This window comes from Bradyrhizobium sp. USDA 4503, assembly GCF_054055815.1.
Genome location: NZ_JBSRXS010000001.1, coordinates 2896625 through 2916097, shown reverse-complemented (window position 1 = coordinate 2916097; position 19473 = coordinate 2896625). Strand labels below are relative to the sequence as shown.

Annotated in this window: 21 protein-coding genes; 11 read left to right on the top strand and 10 right to left on the bottom strand. The window is 64.3% G+C overall.

Going from position 1 to position 19473, the window contains the following annotated elements:
* Nucleotides 1–569 precede the first annotated feature (569 nt).
* The 5 genes from ACVMIH_RS14355 to ACVMIH_RS14335 all read left to right on the top strand — a co-directional run bounded on the left by ACVMIH_RS14355 (nucleotide 570) and on the right by ACVMIH_RS14335 (nucleotide 2790).
* The gene (locus ACVMIH_RS14355) at nucleotides 570–893 is read left to right on the top strand and encodes an ArsR/SmtB family transcription factor (RefSeq protein ID WP_057018634.1); all 324 of its coding nucleotides are present in this window, start codon (nucleotides 570–572) and stop codon (nucleotides 891–893) included.
* The gene (locus ACVMIH_RS14350) at nucleotides 890–1321 is read left to right on the top strand and encodes an SRPBCC family protein (protein ID WP_057018633.1); all 432 of its coding nucleotides are present in this window, start codon (nucleotides 890–892) and stop codon (nucleotides 1319–1321) included. Before ACVMIH_RS14355 ends, ACVMIH_RS14350 begins: the two co-directional genes overlap by 4 nt.
* 199 nt (nucleotides 1322–1520) lie before the next feature.
* Entirely contained in the window at nucleotides 1521–1754 is a 234-nt protein-coding gene (locus ACVMIH_RS14345; RefSeq protein ID WP_057018632.1) for a hypothetical protein, read from the top strand.
* A 72-nt stretch (nucleotides 1755–1826) separates the two neighbouring features.
* Complete coding sequence (locus ACVMIH_RS14340) at nucleotides 1827–2258, top strand: DUF1801 domain-containing protein (protein ID WP_057018631.1); 432 nt, start codon at nucleotides 1827–1829, stop codon at nucleotides 2256–2258.
* Nucleotides 2259–2292: 34 nt separating this feature from the next.
* Nucleotides 2293–2790: a GNAT family N-acetyltransferase gene (locus ACVMIH_RS14335; protein ID WP_057018630.1), complete on the top strand. Its 498-nt coding sequence runs from the start codon at nucleotides 2293–2295 to the stop codon at nucleotides 2788–2790.
* Between the two features lie 30 nt (nucleotides 2791–2820).
* Here ACVMIH_RS14335 and ACVMIH_RS14330 read toward each other — a convergent pair whose 3' ends face one another.
* The 7 genes from ACVMIH_RS14330 to flgF form a co-directional block, all read right to left on the bottom strand.
* Entirely contained in the window at nucleotides 2821–3141 is a 321-nt protein-coding gene (locus ACVMIH_RS14330; RefSeq protein ID WP_057018629.1) for a hypothetical protein, read from the bottom strand.
* Nucleotides 3142–3294: 153 nt separating this feature from the next.
* Nucleotides 3295–3588 carry a hypothetical protein gene (locus ACVMIH_RS14325; RefSeq protein WP_026193017.1) on the bottom strand — a complete coding sequence of 98 codons (294 nt, stop codon included), beginning with the start codon at nucleotides 3586–3588 and terminating at the stop codon, nucleotides 3295–3297.
* Nucleotides 3589–3683: 95 nt separating this feature from the next.
* Complete coding sequence (locus ACVMIH_RS14320) at nucleotides 3684–4016, bottom strand: hypothetical protein (RefSeq protein ID WP_371852101.1); 333 nt, start codon at nucleotides 4014–4016, stop codon at nucleotides 3684–3686.
* Between the two features lie 427 nt (nucleotides 4017–4443).
* On the bottom strand, nucleotides 4444–5196 hold the full coding sequence (gene flgH / locus ACVMIH_RS14315; protein WP_028337175.1) for a flagellar basal body L-ring protein FlgH: 753 nt from the start codon (nucleotides 5194–5196) through the stop codon (nucleotides 4444–4446).
* Nucleotides 5197–5201: 5 nt separating this feature from the next.
* Nucleotides 5202–6257, bottom strand: coding sequence for a flagellar basal body P-ring formation chaperone FlgA (gene flgA / locus ACVMIH_RS14310; RefSeq protein WP_168854987.1), 1056 nt, complete (start codon nucleotides 6255–6257; stop codon nucleotides 5202–5204).
* A gap of 2 nt (nucleotides 6258–6259) precedes the next feature.
* The gene (gene flgG, locus ACVMIH_RS14305) at nucleotides 6260–7048 is read right to left on the bottom strand and encodes a flagellar basal-body rod protein FlgG (protein ID WP_028337173.1); all 789 of its coding nucleotides are present in this window, start codon (nucleotides 7046–7048) and stop codon (nucleotides 6260–6262) included.
* 16 nt (nucleotides 7049–7064) lie between these two features.
* Nucleotides 7065–7829, bottom strand: coding sequence for a flagellar basal-body rod protein FlgF (gene flgF, locus ACVMIH_RS14300; RefSeq protein ID WP_057018627.1), 765 nt, complete (start codon nucleotides 7827–7829; stop codon nucleotides 7065–7067).
* A gap of 382 nt (nucleotides 7830–8211) precedes the next feature.
* Here flgF and fliL point away from each other — a divergent pair, with 382 nt between their 5' ends.
* The 4 genes from fliL to ACVMIH_RS14280 are packed head-to-tail and all read left to right on the top strand — an operon-like array spanning nucleotide 8212 to nucleotide 11194.
* Nucleotides 8212–8700, top strand: a complete 489-nt coding sequence (fliL, locus tag ACVMIH_RS14295; protein WP_057018626.1) for a flagellar basal body-associated protein FliL — start codon at nucleotides 8212–8214, stop codon at nucleotides 8698–8700.
* 18 nt (nucleotides 8701–8718) lie between these two features.
* A complete protein-coding gene (fliM, locus tag ACVMIH_RS14290; RefSeq protein WP_057018625.1) occupies nucleotides 8719–9921 on the top strand; it encodes a flagellar motor switch protein FliM in 1203 nt (400 codons plus the stop codon).
* Nucleotides 9918–10385 carry a DUF6468 domain-containing protein gene (locus tag ACVMIH_RS14285; protein ID WP_168854985.1) on the top strand — a complete coding sequence of 156 codons (468 nt, stop codon included), beginning with the start codon at nucleotides 9918–9920 and terminating at the stop codon, nucleotides 10383–10385. Before fliM ends, ACVMIH_RS14285 begins: the two co-directional genes overlap by 4 nt.
* On the top strand, nucleotides 10382–11194 hold the full coding sequence (locus tag ACVMIH_RS14280; protein ID WP_057018623.1) for a MotE family protein: 813 nt from the start codon (nucleotides 10382–10384) through the stop codon (nucleotides 11192–11194). Before ACVMIH_RS14285 ends, ACVMIH_RS14280 begins: the two co-directional genes overlap by 4 nt.
* 40 nt (nucleotides 11195–11234) lie before the next feature.
* Here the strand turns inward: ACVMIH_RS14280 and ACVMIH_RS14275 are convergent, their stop codons facing one another.
* Entirely contained in the window at nucleotides 11235–12542 is a 1308-nt protein-coding gene (locus ACVMIH_RS14275) for a glycosyltransferase family 87 protein (protein WP_245311611.1), read from the bottom strand.
* Between the two features lie 253 nt (nucleotides 12543–12795).
* On the opposite strand from ACVMIH_RS14275, the gene ACVMIH_RS14270 reads away from it, so the two are divergent.
* Nucleotides 12796–14013, top strand: coding sequence for a glycosyltransferase family 87 protein (locus ACVMIH_RS14270; RefSeq protein WP_156436343.1), 1218 nt, complete (start codon nucleotides 12796–12798; stop codon nucleotides 14011–14013).
* 12 nt (nucleotides 14014–14025) lie between these two features.
* Here ACVMIH_RS14270 and ACVMIH_RS14265 read toward each other — a convergent pair whose 3' ends face one another.
* The gene (locus tag ACVMIH_RS14265) at nucleotides 14026–14154 is read right to left on the bottom strand and encodes a hypothetical protein (protein ID WP_274612881.1); all 129 of its coding nucleotides are present in this window, start codon (nucleotides 14152–14154) and stop codon (nucleotides 14026–14028) included.
* A gap of 161 nt (nucleotides 14155–14315) precedes the next feature.
* Complete coding sequence (locus ACVMIH_RS14260; protein ID WP_057018620.1) at nucleotides 14316–15284, bottom strand: phosphatase PAP2 family protein; 969 nt, start codon at nucleotides 15282–15284, stop codon at nucleotides 14316–14318.
* A 368-nt stretch (nucleotides 15285–15652) separates the two neighbouring features.
* On the opposite strand from ACVMIH_RS14260, the gene ACVMIH_RS14255 reads away from it, so the two are divergent.
* Complete coding sequence (locus ACVMIH_RS14255) at nucleotides 15653–19462, top strand: tetratricopeptide repeat protein (RefSeq protein WP_456862264.1); 3810 nt, start codon at nucleotides 15653–15655, stop codon at nucleotides 19460–19462.
* Nucleotides 19463–19473: the final 11 nt, after the last annotated feature.

Sequence of the window (19473 nt, the reverse complement as noted above, 5' to 3'; positions counted from 1 at the left end):
ATCCAGTATTGCAGAGACGGCTGTGCTTGAGCCGAGCGGCCGCGGCGTACTGGATCGCCCGGTCCCGTCTTCGCCAAGGCTTCGACGAGGCCATGCATCCTTGGCGCGCCGAAGCTTCAGCGGAGGCGGCGAGCCGGGTGATGACAGAGCGGATTCCACACACACACGATCGTCGTCCTGGCGAAAGCCAGGATCCATAACCACCGCACTTGATGATGAGCGGGATCGTGGCCCCAGCATCGCGCAACAACTCTCATTTGGGGTAATGGGTTCTGGCTTTCGCCAGGACGACATGGAATGTGTTGCGCGATCTGTGAGTCAAACTTCCGCATTCTCGCGACATGATTTGCCCGAGCTTTGCTCTTCGTTCCGCCCTGAGTTGCCCGACGGGCCGATCGGTGCCACCGGATAACCTGCGGGTTATGAAAGGCGCGGGCGGTCTTGGTGTGCTATCGCGCCGGAAAACCCCGGGTGGCGCGGCCGCCGTCGAGCCGCCGAAGTTTGCGATTGACTCATCCATAGCTGGTTGGTTATACGTCAATCCATAACCAATGGGTTATTGATCGCAAATGCCTGACGCTCACGACATCCTGTTTCGAACCCTTGCAGACCCGACCCGCCGGGCCATCTTCGAGCGCCTGTGCCGCGAGGGCGAGCAGACCGTCGGCGCGCTGACGGCCCGCGCCAGGATCTCGCAGCCGGCGGTGTCGAAGCATCTCGGCGTGCTGAAGCTGGCCGGGCTGGTGCGCGACCGCCATGAAGGCAGGCAGACCCATTACAGCGCGCAACTCGGCGCGCTGGCGCCGCTGATCGACTGGACCAGCCAGATGGCGGGCTTCTGGCAGAACCGGTTCGACCACCTCGAAGATCTCCTCAAAAGGATGGACCAATGAACAAGACCACCGCTGAAACGCGTTCCGCGATCGTCGAGCGTGAATTTCCTCATCCGCCGGAAAAGCTCTGGCGCGCGCTGACCCAACCGCATCTGATGGAGGAGTGGCTGATGAAGAACGACTTCAAGCCCGAGGTCGGGCACAGCTTCAACCTGCGCGGCGAGTGGGGCGGCGTGCTGGACTGCAAGGTGCTCGCTGTGGAGCCGCACAGGACGCTGTCCTACACCTGGAATTTCGTGCATGCGGATGCCGCCTACAACCTCGAGAGCGTTGTGGTCTTCACGCTGACGCCGACGGCGACCGGCACCCATCTGCGCGTCGAGCAGTCCGGCTTCCAGCCGCATCAGAAGCAGGCCTATGGCGGCGCTCATGCCGGATGGAAGCAGTTCCTCGAGAATCTCGATCAGCTGATGGCGCGGCAAGGTTGACGGTCTCTCTCTCTCGTCATTGCGAGCCAACGGGTCGGCGCATAGCGCCGCCCGATGACAGGCTCCGCGAAGCAATCCATCGTGCCGCATACTCGGATAGATGGATTGCTTCGTCGCTTCAGCGCAAAATTGCTCTGCAATTTTGTCGCGAGCTCCCCGCAATGACGCTGGATCATTCACTCACCAACAGGAGGTCACATTGAACTGGAACAACTGGATCCGGCAATCGCACCGCTGGCTCTCGATCGCCTTCACGGTCGCCGTCATCATCAACATCGTCGCCATGGTCCTGCAGCAGCAGGCGGTCTGGATCGGCTTGCTAGCGCTGTTCCCGCTGATCTTCATGCTGCTCAGCGGCCTTTATCTGTTCGCGTTGCCATATCTGTCGCCGCGGCGTCAGCATGGGGGATCGACGTCCGCGCCCCAAGTGTGATTGCATGACGTGACGACTTGACGTGACGACTTGACGTGACGACTTGGGGCGGATGAGGCGCGAGAGACAGCAATGACGGCATCGGAACGTATCGACCGGATGATCGAGGACCTCACCGACTGGCGCGGCAAGACGCTCGCCAGCCTGCGCAAGAGCATCCTCGCCGCCGATCCTGAGATCATCGAGGAGTGGAAGTGGATGGGCAGCCCGGTGTGGTCGCGCGACGGCATCATTGCGGTCGGCAACGCCCACAAGGGCAAGGTCAAGCTGACCTTCATGTATGGCGCGCAGCTGCCCGACCCCGACAAGCTGTTCAACACCGGCTTCGAGGGCAATGCGCGGCGCGCGATCGATCTGTTCGAGGGCGACAAGATCAACGCCCCTGCGCTGAAGACGCTCATTCGTGCTGCGATCGAACTCAACCAGGCCAAATCCAGGAAATCTGCGAAGAAGCCGGCAAAGAAGTCCGCGGGTACCCGCGCGACCGCAAAGAAGAAGGCGTGAGCTGCGCCGCCATGGTGCTCGCGATCCATCCGCGATGATCAAGACCAGGCTCGCCACATTGTCCGATGCGGACGCCGTCTCCGCGCTGTTGACGGCCAACAACGGGGAGCACGGTGGCATGCTGCTCGGGCAATGGCCGCGCGACGTGATCGAGACGCGCATTGCAAGCGGGCAATCGATCGTCGTCGCGACCGACGATGAGGGCAGACTGCTCGGCGCGCTCCTGACGTCGGAGAAGGGATATGGCGAGGCGCCGCCGGTGCAGGCCATGCTGAAGGCCTGGCCGGGGCGGGCAGATGCGTATGTTTATGGTCCGGTGTGCGTCTCGCGGGACGCGCGCGGCCTTGGCGTGCTGGATGCGTTGTACGCGAAGCTTCAGGCGACGTTCCCCGGCCGCGAGGCAATCCTGTTCATCAGGGAAGACAACCCGCGTTCGCTCAAGGCGCATCTGCGGCTCGGCATGCGCGAGGTCGCGCGATACGACTTCGGCGGCAAGGTCTTCATTGTCCTGAGCGACAGGCCCGACGCGTGAATGCGGCCGTCGCGCTCCCGCGCAGGCAAGCTAGGCCGAGATGTCGACCGCCTGGCCAACCTTGCCGGCGTCCTTCTGGAACGCCTGCTCGATCAGCTCCTTGATCTTCTGCTCGACCGCGGCGCGCTGATCCGGCGTCATGTTCTTGAGATCTTCTTCCGACATGCCCATGCTTTTGAGGATGTTCGCGCGCATCCGGTCCATCGGGCTCATCTGCGCATATTTGAGAAACTTCTGCTCGACGGTGTCGCCGAGCGAGCTGCCGCCGGTGGCGTCGGCGGTCAGCGGTTTCTTCAATGTACCAGTCGTCATGCTGGCGGTGACCGATCCAAGGCCCGAGATCGACGTCATCTGCGCGCGCAGTCCCCATTGCAATGCTGCAATCGTGGAGCAAATGGCGTGCCATCCGTTGCAGCCGTGATTTCAACGGGATCGCGAGGCCGCCATGCGCGCACGACGCGCAGCCGGCAGCTTCTGCCGGGCGAAGTTTGCCGGTTGCGGCCTTCAGGCTATGGTATGCACGATCACTGGACCCGCAACCGCGGTGGCCTGGCCGACCAGCAATGGGCCGAGATTGTCATCGATCCAGGCCAGCGCGCGGCGGTTGGCCTCTTCGGCGCCGGCATGGTTGTTGAAGACGCTGATCGCGGTGACGGTATCGTCGCCGGCATAGACCACGTAATAGGCCATGAAGCCTTCAACGTCGCTGATGATCGGGATTGCGCCTTCCTTGATCCGGCGCGCGAGTTCCTCGGCGCTACCGGTCTTCGCCTTGGCGTGACGGATGGCGGCATACATGCGTTCCTCCTTCCGGTGCATCGATCGGGCTGCGCTTCGCGCATGCGCGATCGTACGCCGGACCGGGTGGCGACGCCATCGGGATTGCGGACAGATTAGCTGAAACGCCTGCTCACGACCGTCGTGCGCCGGCCGGGGAGCTTCGGCAGCCTCGCCACATCCGCGCGCGTAGTCGTGGTCCTTGGGCCGGGGGCGGGCTCCGGCTCCTGTTGCTGCAGAAACAGCGTGGCTTCGAACAGCACGCCGGGGGCCTGCTTGGCCGTGCCCGAGCACACCGCCCGGTTGCCGTTGAACGAGCCGGTCAGCTGCGCCTCGACCTCGTCACATCCGAACACGGTGGTGAACGGGCCGTCGGCATAGCGATGCGTCGTCAGCGTCGCCGTGAAGCGGTCCTGATCGAGCTGGTAGGTGCCGCCATAAATGAACATGGCGTCGCCGCCCGAGATCCTGCCATTTGCAAGCTGGACTATTCCGGTGCCTTCGCCCCGCGGCGTCCGGAACCACGCCGCATATCGTCCGTCTCTTTGCATGACCGTCATACAAACAGAAAACCCTGCGTTGTCGTCTCCCTACGTTGCAAGCGCCGGGACTTCTACTGCGCGCTGCTGCGAGGGTTAACGAACCGACAAGGCGATGGCGCGACTTTCGTGAAGCGGTATCGGACTGGTGCGCGGCGATCGTGCCGGCGCACGCCACCGGTCACAAAAAGCCACGACCCTCGCCAGGGGAGCTAGCGAGGGCCGTGTTGGTACACCGCGCCGCGCCTAGGTTCGCGACGAGATGTGGGAGCTCGTAAAGGTCCTACTCAGGCATGATCCGTTTCCGAAAACCGGTTTCCACTCTTGGATCATGCCGTTAGAAGGGCAGCAGCACGTCGAGAACCTGCTGTCCGTAGCGCGGCTGTTGCACGTCGGTGATCTGGCCGCGGCCGCCATAGGCGATGCGGGCCTGGGCGATCTTCGAGGAATCGATGGTGTTGTCGCTCTGGATGTCCTCCGGGCGCACGATGCCGGCCACGATCAACTCGCGGATTTCGAAGTTGACGCGGATCTCCTGCTTGCCTTCGACCACGAGATTGCCGTTCGGCAGCACCTGGGTGACGACCGCGGCGACGTTGGTCTGCAACGCTTCCTGGCGGTTCACCGAGCCCTTGCCGTCGCTGGAGGCGGTGGAGTCGGCGGTCAGGATGCGGCCGGGCAGGATCTTGTTCGGCTGCGTGATGGTCTGCGAGCCCAGGAAGTTGGTGACGCCCGAATCCTCGGAGTTGGTGCGGCTGCGCTGGGTCTCGTTGGCGATCGCGGCCTTGTCGGTGAAGTTCACCGTGATGGTCAGGATGTCGCCGACGCGCGCGGCGCGCTGATCCTTGAAGAAGGCGCGGGAGCCGCTGCGCCACAGCGAGTTCGGGCTGTAGGAGGCGACCTCGGGCTTCGGCATCGGCATCTGCACCGGCTTGTAGCCGGGCTGGGTGGTCGGATTGTCGATCGACGACAGCTTCGGCTGCTCGCCGATCTGGGAGAGACGGTCGATCGACGAGCAACCGCTGGCGATCGTTCCGAGCGCGAGCAGCGCACCGGTCAGGACGAGGCGGTTGATGCGGTACTGGGACATGAACTTTACTCGGCGTTTGGTGCGACTGAACTCAGCTTGACGGAAGCGGAATTGGATTCGGTGGCGTCGGCGGTCGGCGCCGCGCGCGGGGTCGCGACCGAGATCGAGACCTCGCCGCGGCCGGTGACGACGCCGGAGACGGCACGCTTGGACTGCAGATTCATCACGCTGACGGTGTCGCCCTCGGCGCCGCCATCCATCGCCTTGCCGCGGATCGTCAGGTAGAGGCCAGCGGTGCGGTAGATCAGCGTGACGTTCTGGTCGCGGGTGACGAGATCGGGCTTCGCGAGGTCGGCGACGCGCAGCGCCTGGCCGGGGCGGAGCTGGCGGCGGACCTGCATGCCGACGGCGCTGTCGCGCACCGCCGCGTCGTTGCCGATTTCGGCCTTCGGACGGCGCTCGACGATCACGTCGGAGGCCTTCAACACGTCGCCGCGCTCGACATTGCGCGTCAGCACGGCGGCCTCGATGGTTTCGATCGCGGTTCCGGTGAAGCGCAGCTTCGACGGCGCGGCGCCGGCGTCGTTGCCGATCTCGAAGGTCAGGTCGAAACGCGTCGAGCGCGGGTCGTAGCGCACGGCGATCGGCTGCATCGCGCCGGTATTGGTGGCCTCGAGGCGGATGTCGCCGGGATCGCGGTCGAAGGTCAGCGCGATGTTGCCGGCCCTGCCGAGCCCGTGGCGGCCCTCCAGCGCGCGCGACACCTGCTGCTCGATCTCCTTGCTGTCGATGGTGCGCGCCAGCCGGGTGACGGTGATCTCCTTCAGCTCGCGGGTATCGACGCCGATCACCTGGTGCGAGCGCAACACGTTGAGCACTTGCGCGACCGGCAGCGTGCCTGTCGTGCCGAGGTCCGGCGCGCGGTAGACCGCGACGCTGCCGGCGCTGCCGGCGTTGTCGATGAGGTCGCCGACCCGCACGATGTCGTCGGCGACCGTGATGCTGGCGCGCAGCGTCGGCACCGCGATCGTCTCGCGACGGCTTTGCGCGGCGGACGGCGCCACGGTGACGGCGAGGAGCGCGGCTGCGATCAGGAGTGAGCGGGCGATCATCGACATCATCCTCAGCGGAACAGGTTGGAGGTCGACTGCATCATCTGGTCGGCGGCGGAGACCACCTTCGAGTTCATCTCATAGGCGCGCTGCGCGGCGATCAGGTCCGAGATTTCCGAGACCACCTCGACATTGGCCTGTTCGAGGTTGCTCTGCTGCATGTCGCCGTAGCCGTCGGTGTTGGCGGTGCCGTCCTGCGGCTGGCCGGAGGCCGGCGTTTCCTGGAACAGATTGTCGCCGATCGGCATCAGGCCGGCCTTGTTGATGAATCGGGTCAGGCCGATCTGGCCGATGTTGGTCGATGCGGTCTGGCCCGGCAGGGTCACCGAGACCTGGCCTTGCGCATTGATGGTGAGGCCGGATGCGTTCTGTGGGATCGTGATCGTCGGCTGCAGCAAATTGCCCTGCGCATTGACGATGCGGCCCTGATTGTCCATCTGGAACGAGCCGTCGCGGGTGTAGGTGAAGGTGCCGTCCGGCATCAGGATCTTGAAGAAGCCTTCGCCGCGGATCGCGATGTCGAGATCGTTGCCGGTCGGCGACAGCGTACCCTGGGTCATCATGCGCGGCGTGCCGACGGTCTTGACGCCGCCGCCGAGGTCGATGCCCATCGGCATGATGGTGTTCTGGTCGGAGGCCTGCGCGCCGACCCGGCGCACATGGTCGTAGATCAGGTCCTGGAACGCGGCGCGCTGCTTCTTGTAGCCAGTGGTGCGCAGGTTCGCGATGTTGTTGGAGATCACCTGAACGCTGAGTTCCTGTGCCGCCATTCCGGTCGCAGCTGTATAAAGTGCGCGCATCGGTCAATCCCCTGGATCAGTTCGGCACGTCGGCGAGTTTCTCGATCGCCGATTTGTGCAGGTCGCTCTGCTGCTGCAGCAGCGAGGCGATTTGGGTGTAGGTCCGCGTGATCTCGATCATGCGGCTCATCTCGACGACGGAATTGACGTTCGACTTCTCGATGAAGCCCTGGCGGATCTGGGCCTTGGTGTCCGGCAGAGCCTGCGTGCCTTCGCCCGGCGCGTAGAGGTTGGAGCCTTCCTTCAGCAGGCGCTGGGCCTGCGCGAACGAGACGAGGCGCAGCTTGCCGCGGATCGAGTCGAGACGGGAGGTGCCCTCGAGCACGGTGATGTTGCCGTCGGCGGCGATCGAGACGTCGTGGTCGGTCTGCTGGAAGGTGATCGGGCCGGCGGTGCCGAGCACCTGGTAGCCCGAAGCGGTGACCAACTGGCCGCGATTGTTGATCTGCAGGCTGCCTTCGCGGGTGTAGCGCTCGCCGCCCGGCGTCTGCACCACCAGGAAGGCATTGCCGTCAATCGCGACGTCGAGCGGGTTCTTGGTCTCTTCGGTCGGGCCCTGCGCGAAATCGTGGAAGGTCGCGCGGTCCTGCACGAAGGAGACGCGGCGGTCGGAGGAGGCGAAATTGTCCTCATGCGCGTTCGAGGACAGATATTCCTGGAACAGCGACCGGTCGGCCTTGTAGCCGTTGGTGTTCATGTTCGCGATGTTGTTGGAGACGACATCCATCTGCCGTTCCAGCACCATCTGCTTCGATAGGCCGACCAGAAGCGTATTCTGCATCGGTGGTTCTCCCCTGTGAGGCGATCCGAATGCAGGTTCTCCCAAACCTTCACGCCGGACCCGTCGGTAACCATTGGGTTCTCCCAAACCCTCAGGTTACGCCGTCCTCTCAGCGAAAGCCGTGCCAACTTGGAATAGTGTGTTATTTGAACGGTTTAGTTGTTTTACCGGGTGTGGCCCGGGGCGGCAGAAAGGTCTTGTTGACCATGTTTGCCCGGCAGTTTTTTCCTAGTGGAAGGTAAATCCTAAGCTTCCGTTAACCATTATGACCCCAGTGTTGCCGGCATTGGGGCGCGTGTGCGCCGGCGGCATTTGTATCGCGTCTTCAGGCCAAGGCTGGGGCAAATCGCGTTCGCATCCTTCAGAGTGAAGCGAGCGGACGATGGCGGACGAGGAAAAGACGGACAGCGGCGAGGGCGCGGCCGCACCGAAGAAGGGCAAGCTCAAGCTGATCATTGCCGTCGTCGGCTTCCTCGTCGTGCTCGGCGCGGGCGCCGGCGGCTGGTTCTTCTTCATGCGCGGCCACGGCGAGGAGCAGCACGCCGAAGCGCCGCCGCCGAAGCCGCCGAGCTTCGTCGACGTGCCGGACATGCTGGTCAACCTGGTCGGCGCGCCCGGCGAGCGCGTGCAATATCTCAAGCTGAAGCTCGTGCTCGAGGTCAAGGAAGAGAAGCAGGTCGAGGCGATCAAGCCGGCGCTGCCGCGCGTTACCGACCTGTTCCAGACCTACATGCGCGAGCTGCGCCCGAGCGACCTCAACGGCTCGGCCGGCCTGTTCCGCCTCAAGGAAGAACTGACCAAACGCGTCAACCTGGCGCTGGCACCCAACCAGGTCAACGCGGTGCTGTTCAAGGAAGTCGTGATCCAGTGACGGGGTGGATGTAAAGCCATGGCCGGCAACGACCAGATGGACCAGGACGCCATTGCGGCGCAGTGGGAAGCCTCGCTCGATTCCGAGGATCCCGCGGCGGCCGCGGCGGAAGCCGCCAAGAACGAGCTCACCGAGAACATGGCGCTGCAATGGGCCGCCATGGTCGAGGACGGCAGCCGCGACTTCGGCAGCAAGAGCACCAATGGCGAGCGCGTGCTGTCGCAGGAGGAGATCGACAATCTCCTCGGCTTCACGGTCGGCGACGTTAGCCTCGACGACCATTCCGGCATCCGCGCCATCATCGATTCCGCGATGGTGTCCTACGAGCGTCTGCCGATGCTCGAAATCGTGTTCGACCGCCTGGTGCGGTTGATGACGACCAGCTTGCGCAATTTCACCTCCGACAACGTCGAGGTCTCGCTCGACCGCATCACCTCGGTGCGCTTCGGCGACTACATGAACTCGATCCCGCTGCCGGCGGTGCTCTCGGTGTTCAAGGCGGAAGAGTGGGAGAACTTCGGGCTCGCTACCGTCGATTCCAGCCTGATCTATTCGATGATCGACGTGCTGCTCGGCGGCCGCCGCGGTCAGACCCAGCTGCGCATCGAGGGCCGGCCCTACACCACGATCGAGACCAACCTCGTCAAGCGGCTGGTCGAGGTGGTGCTGTCGGATGCCGAGCAGGCGTTCCGGCCGCTGTCGCCGGTGACCTTCACGATCGACCGGCTCGAGACCAACCCGCGCTTTGCCGCGATCAGCCGCCCGGCCAATGCCGCGATCCTGGTGCGCCTGCGCATCGACATGGAAGACCGCGGCGGCAATGTCGAATTGCTGCTGCCCTACGCCACCATCGAACCCATCCGCAACGTGCTGTTGCAGATGTTCATGGGCGAAAAGTTCGGCCGCGACCCGATCTGGGAAGGCCATTTCGCCACCGAAGTGGCGCAGGCCGAGATCTCGGTCGACGCGGTGCTGTATGAGGCCGATATCCCGCTGAAGGAGCTGATGAAGCTCAAGGTCGGCGACACGCTGCCGCTGGATATCCGCTCCGACGCGCTGGTCTCGGTGCGCTGCGGCAACGTCACCCTGACGGAAGGGCGCATGGGCCGGGTCGGCGACCGTGTCGCGATCCGCGTCACCAAGAATTTGCGTAAACCCCAAACCACCTTCGCGATGTTCGAGAAGGCGGACGAGCGGACCAAGATGATGGAGGCACCATGAGTCATGTGCTTGGACTAGCAATCGAGAGTCTGGTAGCCGTGCTGCTGATGCTGACGATCGGCTATTGCTGGCTGCTCAACAAGCGCCTGCAGCGGCTGAAGGCCGACGAGCATTCGCTGAAGGCGACGATCGCCGAACTGATCACCGCGACCGAGATCGCCGAGCGGGCGATCGGCGGGTTGAAGCACGCGGTCCGCGACGTCAACGAGAACCTCGGCAACCAGCTCGATGCGGCGACGCAGATGTCGGCGCTGCTGAAGAACCAGCTGGCGGAGGGCGACCACGTGGTGCGCCGCCTGTCCAAGATCGCGATGGCCGCGCGCCCGTCCGAGCCCGTACAGGCACCGGCGGCTGCGCCCGCCGCGCCAGCGGCGCCGGCGCCCAGGGTCTCGGCCGCACACGCGGTTGCCGCGGCGGCTGAAGCCTTCACCGAGCGCAGGAGGGCCGGCGGCCTCGCTGCATGAAGTTGCTTCGTGACATCAGAGTGATGCCCGTGGTGCTGGTCGCGATCTTCGGCCTGATGGTGCTGAAGGTCGCCGGCCTCGTGCTCGATGGCGGTTACGTGTTTGCCGACGATACGCCGCCGGCCGGCCCGGCTGGCCCATCTTGGGCGCAACAGAATTTCAACTTCCCCGGCGCCGGCAAGGCGGTGGTGGACAGCAAGATCAAGGCCGATCCCGGCGACATCACGGGATCGGTCGAGCACAAGGACGCCAAGAAGGACGAGGCGCCGAAGCCGGCCGCACCGGCCGCGGAGCCGTCCAAGCCCGATGGCGTCGTCGTCAACCTGGATGCACCGCCGCAAGTGTCGGCATCCGAGCGCGCGATCCTGGAGCGGCTGCAGGCGCGCCGCCAGGAGCTCGAGACGCGTGCGCGCGAGGTCGAGATCCGCGAAAGCCTGCTGAAGGCCGCCGAGAAGCGCATCGAGGCCAAGGTCGAGGAGGCCAAGGCCAATGACGCCAAGACGAATGCCGATGCCGCGGCAAAGGCGGAAGCCGATGCCGCGCGCTTCAAGGGCATCGTCACCATGTACGAGAACATGAAGCCGAAGGACGCCGCAAAAGTGTTCGATCGCCTGGAAATGAATGTGCTCTACCAGATCGCCTCGCAGATCCAGCCGCGCAAGATGTCCGACATCCTCGGCCTGATGCAGCCGGAAGCCGCCGAACGGCTCACGGTCGAACTCGCCCGCCGTGCCGGCGGCGACAAGTCGGCCTCGACCGACGATCTTCCCAAGATCGAAGGCAAGATGCTCACGCCGAAGACGAATTGATGGGAGCTATCGGAAAGTCCGCCAGTTGGCGGTGGCCTGGTCAGCCGTAAGCCAGATCCGACTTAACACCGGGTTGCCTGCATCGCATCCATATCATCGCGATGAGGGTCGCGCACATGAACGGACCGACGGGCACGAGTGCGACCGGATAGGTAAACCCCGCCAGGACAAGCACGCCGAACCCGATCCGTAGTTCGGAGCGATTCGAGAGAAGCGCGCCATGTTCGGCCATGGGCGCGTTCATGAGAAAGATGAGCGCGAGAGCCAGTAGCGCCGTATCGTAGATCGCGAAGTAGGGAGAGACGAGCAGGGTCGCGACGAGCAGGCACGCGGCCTTGACGGCGAAGCTGACGTTGCGGCGCCATATGATCAGCGTCCACGTCGCGGCTGCCGCAGCGACCGCGACGTGCAGTGCCATGGCCGATCCATAGCCAAAACCGGCAAACCGAAGCGCGCCGTAGACGCTCTGCAGTTTGTACCAAGCCAGCGTGCCGGTGAGATGGAACTGCGTCGTTGCGAAGACGGCGGCCTCACGGAACCCCTCAAAAGTGTCCCAGCCGAAGGTAAGCCCGGTAAGCAGCAAGAGCACCGGTGTCACCAAACTGGCTGTGATGAAGACGGTCCAGCGTCCAGTAGCTATCAAAACGAGGGGAAGCAGGACGCCATATTGCGGCTTGAAGATCAGCAGCGCGATCAGGAAGCCGCTGACGATCGGACGCCGGTCCAGCGTCAGCAGAATCGCGCCGAGCAGCGATGCCGCGAGCAGGGAGCTTTGGCCGACAATGAAATCGTACAGGACGGCCGGCACGGCGAATGCGAGCAGCAGTACGGCGAAGCGCGGCCGGATGGCGGAAACAACGAGCGCCCAGCACAGCAGCTTTGCGGTGCTCCAGATCCAGAACGCGGTCGGAAACGGCAGCAGTGCCAGCAGTGCCGCCGCAAAGAGAAAAAACGGCGGGTAGAAAAACGGTATCGGCACCTCGTAAACGGGGAACGGAGCGTCGTTCAAGCTGGGATGTATTTGAATGATCGCTTGCCGCAACCGCGGCCAATCGTAGGCGGTGGCGGCATGGCCATCGAGAGCCATTCTCCCCGCGCTCCAAAAGCATGAAAAGTCGAGCCCGGTCGCGCCGGTACCATCAACGACTTTCGGTAACACGCAGTACAGGGTAAAGCCCAACACGAAGAGGCAGGCAATGGCCAATGCGCGGTCGTATCCGCTGCGCTCCGCACGGGCGCGCACCATTCCAAATCCGTTCATGAAACTGCCAGAAACTAAGAATTGCTTGAAATGTAAGCGGTTGTATACCGCAACTGGCGGTGGCGCAAGCGAGTAGCCGATCTCCATGCGGCGTTGGGTTAATCGCTCGGAGTTCCGCGCATGCCCGGTGGACCGGGGGTAATCCTCTCGATGCAGACGCGGATGTTCGCCGCCTCCGATGATGTGGGCTCGAGGGGGTCTCCGCGAAGCCAAACGCGTATCGACGCCGGGAAGTGTACGCCGGTTATGGTAGCCTTAAACGGTAGCGTTAAGTTGCAACCGATTTGTCATTCTGGAATTGAAGTCGCTATGTCTCAAGGTAGTGTTTCAGGAATTGCCGATGCTGAAAGACATGCCATGGCTCACCGCGCCGCGCGCCCGATTGTACGTGAGTGGCATCGCAATTGTGCTGGTGCTGACCCTCGCGAGGTCGCTTTTGCTGTTTTACCGCGATGGCGGCTATGGCGCGAATAACTTTCTGCTCGGCTCGGACTTTTTGACCTTCTGGGCGGCCTCGCTCCAGGTGTTGGCCGGGCATCCCGCCGAGGTTTATGTACCCGAATTGCATCTGCTTGCGGAAGCTCCATACCTTCGAGAGGGCTACGAGGCGTTCTTCTATCCGCCGACGATGCTGCTTTTGTGCGTGCCGCTCGCGCTCGCGCCGTATTTCGCCTCGCTGTTCGTGTTCATTGGTATGACGGCGGCGTCGTTCGCCGCGGTGATCTGGCGTATCTTGCAAACGCCTTGGTGCCTGGTCGCGATCCTCGCTTATGCGCCGGTCTATCTTAATGCCGTGGCAGGGCAGAACGCCTTTCTGACGGCATCGATCCTTGGGTGCGGTCTCAACATCATGGACCGGAGGCCAAAGCTCGCAGGCGCGATCCTCGGGCTGATGGTGATCAAGCCGCACCTAGCGCTGGCCGTGCCGATCGCCTTGATCGTCACAGGTCGCTGGCGCACGCTGATCTGGGCAGGCATGTCGTCGATTTCGCTCGTCGTGCTGTCCGCGCTGCTGTTCGGCCTGGATACATGGCTCAACTTCCTCGACGTCTCTCACTCGGCCCGTCAGGCTCTCGAGAACGGCGACGTCGAGTTTTCATTGCTGCAGAGCGTTTACGCGACAGCGCGCCTGCTCGGCGCCGGCGTCAACACGGCCTTTATCATTCACGGCCTCGTGGCGCTGGGCATGACGTGTGTGCTGGTCTGGATGTTGCGTCAGAAGATCAGTGCTGCGACTGAACGCTCGATCATCGTGCTCACCTGCCTTCTGATTACGCCGTTCTGCCTGTTCTACGACATGCTCATCATGGCGCTGCCGCTGGCCTGGATGCTCGGCGAGTGGTTGAAGGTCGGCTTTCCGGCCTGGTCGAAAATGGTGCTTGGCGTGGCGTTTCTCGCGCCGATGGTCTTCTACCTACCTGTCCTCTATCAATTGTCGGTCGTGAAGCCGCTGCCTTTTGGTTCTCCGGTCATCATCCTGTTCTGTTGGTTGCTGGTCCGGGAGAGCATGCGGACGCGGCAAGCGGCGCATGGCGAGCGAGAGGTCGCGGCGGTCTGAGTTCGGAGCGCCTCACTCAAGGGCTGCGGGGTCGTCGACCTTCGCCGTCGTCGGCGACCCCTTGGTGTGGCCGATGACTTTCCGGAAGTCGTCGTGCCGCGCGCCGGCTGCTTTCGCCTCGGTGCAGCCGGAGGCGCGCATATCGCAATTCCAGATGTCCGAGGGAATGCCTGCCGTCTTCGCAGCGGCGCTGCCACACGTCGCCGAAGCGCGTTGTCCGAAACGGATAGCCGGTGTGGCTGAAGCGGATGTCCTCCGCCTTCGATGCGGTGGGGCTCAACACCGTCTGACGCCGCCGAAAGTCAAACCGAGACCGAAGAGTCTCCGATCGCCCCTGTGTCCCGAAGAGGGATACGAAGGCCTTTTTGCGTTTCGGCGCCAGCTCGCAGAATCAGAATCGTCGCAGGCACCATTGCTAGGCCGATGATGACGTCGGTGAGATAGTGGCCGCCTGCGGTCAGCGCCGACGCGATCATGACGATGTTCAGCGCCAAATAGGGGATGAACAGGAACGTGCCGCGTGCGGACAGGATGAGGATTAGGCCGAGCGCGGCATGGAATGAAGGGAATTGCACGATGCCTGTGACGTGGCCTAGGTCGATGACGTGCATCGCGCCGGAGCGGATCGCATAGAAGTCTGGCAGGTAGTAGGCGCTCGTCAGCCGCGCGACGCCGTAATGAGCCCACGCCCCCTCTGCTGGCAGCAGCATCGAAAGTGGGATGATCAACAGCAGCGTGACCGCGAAGAGCCGACTGAACTCCCTGGCACGCTTTGCCTGTCCGGTCGCGCCAAGAGCGATCAACAGCACCAAGACTTGAATGACGATGGTGTCGTAGATCAGATCAAGAGCCCAGCCGATTGTCGGGTTCGAAATCTTCGTCCAATCGAAGAATGCAAGCCAATCGAAGCCGAGCGCGCGATCGGTCGCCGCGAGAGTGTCGTCAACGAGAGGAAAGTGGACCGAGGCGACGAGATAGCTCAGAACGATTGCGACGACGTTGAAGGCGGCGAGCCGTGTGGATGTCGCTGCAAAGGATGCCAGATGCCGGTCCGGCTTGACCGTGCTGTAGACGGCGCCGAACGCGATCAGCGCGAGAAAACCCGTGCCCATGACGGGGCCGACCGATATCTGAAGCCCTGACAGACGCAGCCAGGTGGCATCGATCGCGGCAACGGCCGCGATAATGCGCCAAAGACCAGGATCGTGGATGGCTTCGGATTGTCCGGACTCTGCTGATGTCGTCAGCGCCGATAGCGCGGGCGGCCCCATTCCAATCTCACACGTCCAATTTTGCTGGTTCTTGAAAATGGTATCAGGCTATCACTGCAACCGGCGCGTGATCAATAGCGGTGGTTGCGCCGCGGTGGCGGCTTACCCACAGGATTAATTATCGATATTTTGGGGGTTGAGTGGATGTCGGAGGCCCTTTGAGATCCATCCGATCCAGGCGGTCGTCGATGCGCCGATCAAAGCCGGAACCTGGGGCACACAATGCCCCGCGCACACGACAGTGACCCCAAATTAGATCGATGGGTTTGCGTTAACAGGTCCTTAACGTCGCGCGATCCAAGATCGGGAGGCGTGGGCGAGGGCGCTTCGCGCTTGGTATGGCTGGGGTCCCGAGAAAACGTTTCGAGATGGCGCGAACGGCTGCCGCTGGAACATGGTCGCTAGGCCGCGCTTGGGCGCGGACTGCACGTCTGTGCCTGCTTGCCACCGCCCTTGCGTTTACAACCCTCACATTTTCGACCGCGGCGCATGCCGAAGACCCGGTACCCGGTGAGGCGACATTCTCTGCCGCGAACGGCTATGCCCGGCTGGTGCTGAAGCTGAAGGAGGATGTCGAGTCGGAGGTCACGACCGCCGGCTCGATCATCGTGATCCGCTTCAAACGTCCGGTCGATATCCCCGTCGAGAAACTGCAGGATGCGGTGCCCGATTATGTCGGCGCCGCGCGCCGCGATCCCGACGGCTCGGCGATCCGTCTGTCGCTGGCGCGCCGCGTCTCCATCAACACCATGACCGCCGGCGAGCGCATCTTCATCGACTTCCTGCCCGATAGCTGGACCGGCCCGCCGCCGTCGCTGCCGCAGGAGGTGATCCGCGAGCTTGCCGAGCGCGCCCGCGCCGCCGAGCGCCTGCTGCGCATGCAGCGTGCCGCCGACGCCGCCAAGAAGAAGCCGCCGGTGCGGGTTCGCGCGCTGGTGCAACCCACCTTCGTCCGTTTCGTGTTCGAGGTGCCCGACGGGGTCAGCGTCTCCTCGGTGCTGAACGAGCAGAAGTTGACACTGTCCTTCAACTCGGTCCTGACCTTCGACCTTGCCGATGCCAAGGTCGCCGCCCCACCGAATGTCGCGTCGATCAGCGCGCGCGCCGACACGGACACGTCGGCAGTCGACGTGTCGCTGATGGGCGATGTCGACGTGCATTCGTTCCGCGACGAGAAGAACTACATCGTCGACGTCGCCTTCCAGCAGAACGAGCAGCAGGCGGCAAAGCCCTCGCTGAGCTCATTGTTGCCGAAGCGGGGCAAACCGAAAGGCGCGGCGGCGATCGCGCCTGTGACGTCGGAAAGCATCGCCCAGCAGGCCAAGATCGAGATCAAGCCTGAACAGTCCAAAACCGAACCGCCGAAGTCCGAGCCTGCCAAGTCCGAACCGCCGCGCTCCGAGCCGCTCAAGCCGGAGCAAGCCACGAGCGAGCAACCGGCGGCCGCGCCCGCCAAAACGGAGCAGCCCCGATCGGAACCGTCCGATCCCGAGCTGCTGAAAATCGCCGCGGCACCTGCGGCCAACGCCGAGAACGCTGCTGCGCCGACCCCGCCGCACGACGGTGGTGCCGGCTCTGCGGCGGAACAGAACACGGCGCCCGTGACCGACGCACCACGGCCGGTGCCTGCTGTCGCCGCCGCGCCGGCGATGGAAGCGCCGATGGCGGCTGCGGCGCCATCGCCGCCTGCTGCTGAGGCCCGTGCCGGCGGCAAGCCCGCGGTCGAGGCCCAGCGCGACAGCGACGGCTTGCGCGTGACGTTCTCATTCCCCGGCGCGACGCCGGCGGCGCTGTTCCGCCGCGCCGACACGGTTTGGATGGTGTTCGACACGGCTGAGGCAATCGACGTCGATCCGGTCCGCGCCAAGGCCGGCTCGCTGATATCAGATGTCAGCCGGATCGCGCTGGAGAAAGGCCAGGCGGTGCGCTTCCGCCTCAACCGGCCGCAGATGCCGTCGCTCGAAAGCGACGACCGCTCGCGCGGCGTGAGCTGGACGCTGACCTTTGCCGACCGCGTGCAGAAACCGCCATTGCCGCTCACCGTGGTGCGCAACATCTCGGAGCCCTCGCTCGCCAATGTCAGCGTACCGCTCGCCAATCCCGGCCAGCTGCACAGACTGGTCGATCCCGACGCCGGCGATACGCTCTGGGTGGTGACCGCGCCGCCGCCGACCCGCGGCATAATCAAGCGGCAGGATTTCGTCGAGCTCTCGCTACTGGAATCGATCCACGGCGTCGTGGTTCATCCGAACGCGGACGACGTCAAGGCCGAGGTCGGCGCCGACAAGGTGATGCTGGGCCGGCCCGGCGGCCTGACGCTGTCATCGGCCGACGTCGCCGCCGAGCGCGCGACCGCGGCGGTGAAGCCGTTGTTCGATCCGGACGAGTGGCGCAAGAACCAGTCGGACACGTTCCTCAAGCAGCTCGACGGCCTGATTGCGGCGACCGCGTCGGCCAATGCCGAGCAGCTGCCGCAGGCGCGGCTCGATCTCGCCGACTTCTACATGGCGCGCGGCCTGTACCAGGAAGCCCATGGTGTCGCCAATCTGATCCTGTCCGAGAGCAAGCGCGGCAGCGAGACGGCGTCGGTGGTGATGGTGCACGCGGTCGCCAGCATCCTGATCGGCCACCCGGCGCAGGGCCTGAAGGATCTCGCCAATCCGGTGATCGGCAACGGCTACGATTCCCAATTGTGGAAGGGGCTCGCCTTCGCCCGCGAGGGCAAATGGGCCGAGGCGCGCGAGAAGTTCAAGAACGCCGAATTCGCGGTGGCGACGCTGCCGCCCGATTTGCAGCGCATCGTCACCATGGACTCGATGAAGGCCTCGCTCGAGGTCAAGGACTATGCCGGAGCCGCGCGGCGCAAGAGCGATCTCGACGTGGTCGGCGTTCCCGGCGAGCTGAAGCCCGCGGTTGCGGTGCTGCGCGGCCGGCTGGCCGAGGCGCTCGGCCAGGAGAAGGATGCGCTCGACGCCTATCGCTTCGCCGCCAATTCGGCCGATCGCCAGGCTGCCGCCGAAGGCAGGTTGCTGGAGACGCTGCTCAAGCAGAAGCGCGGCGAGATCGGCCGCGACGACGTGCTGAAGGAGCTCGAGCTGCTGTCGATGCTGTGGCGCGGCGACAATATCGAGCTGAAGACGCTGTATGTGCTGTCGAAGATCTACGCCGAGACGGCGCGCTATGCCGACGCCTTCGCGGTGACGCGTGCCGCGACCCGGCTGCAGCCGAACGCGCCGGAATCGCGCCAGGCGCAGGATGCCGCCTCGGCCTTGTTCGTGCAGCTCTACCTCGGCCCCAAGGGCGACGAGATGGCGCCGATCGATGCGCTCGGCACCTTCTACGAATATCGCGAACTGACGCCGATCGGCCGCCGCGGCGACGAGATGATCCGCCGTCTCGCCGACCGCCTGGTCGGTGTCGATCTGCTCGACCAGGCCGCCGACCTCCTGCAATACCAGGTCGACAAGCGGCTCGAAGGCGCGGCCCGCGCCCAGGTCGCGGCGCGACTTGCGATGGTCTATCTGATGAACCGCAAGCCCGACCGCGCCATTGCCGCGCTGCGCTCGACCCGGATCGCGGATCTCTCCGGCGAGCTGCGCCAGCAGCGGCTGCTGCTCGAGGCGCGCGCGCAGAGCGACGTCGGCCGGCACGATCTCGCGCTCGACATCATCTCGAACATCACCGGCCGTGAGGCAATCCGGCTGCGCTCCGACATCTATTGGGCGTCGCGGCACTGGCGCGAGGCGTCCGAGCAGATCGAGCTCTATTATGGCGACCGCTGGCGCGACTTCACCCCGCTCAATCCGGGCGAGAAGGCCGATATCATCCGCGCCGTGGTCGGCTACGCGCTTGCCGAGGACGCCATCGGGCTGTCCCGGTTCCGCGAGAAATACGCGCCGCTGATGTCCGGCGATGCCGACAAGCTCGCCTTCGACTCGGCCAGCAAGCCGGTGGCGACGTCCAGCGCCGAATTCGCCCAGATCGCGCGAATGGCCGCCAGCGTCGACACGCTCGACGGCTTCATCCGCGAGATGAAGACCCGCTTCCCCGACGCCACCGCCCGCGCGCCATTGCCCGATCCGGTCGCGACCGGATCGGTGACTGACAAGCCGAAGGTCGCGCCGGTGAGCGCGCTGCCGGCGATCAAGGGCGAGCGCCGCGCCAGCGCGGCGCCGTAGCCGCGCTGGGT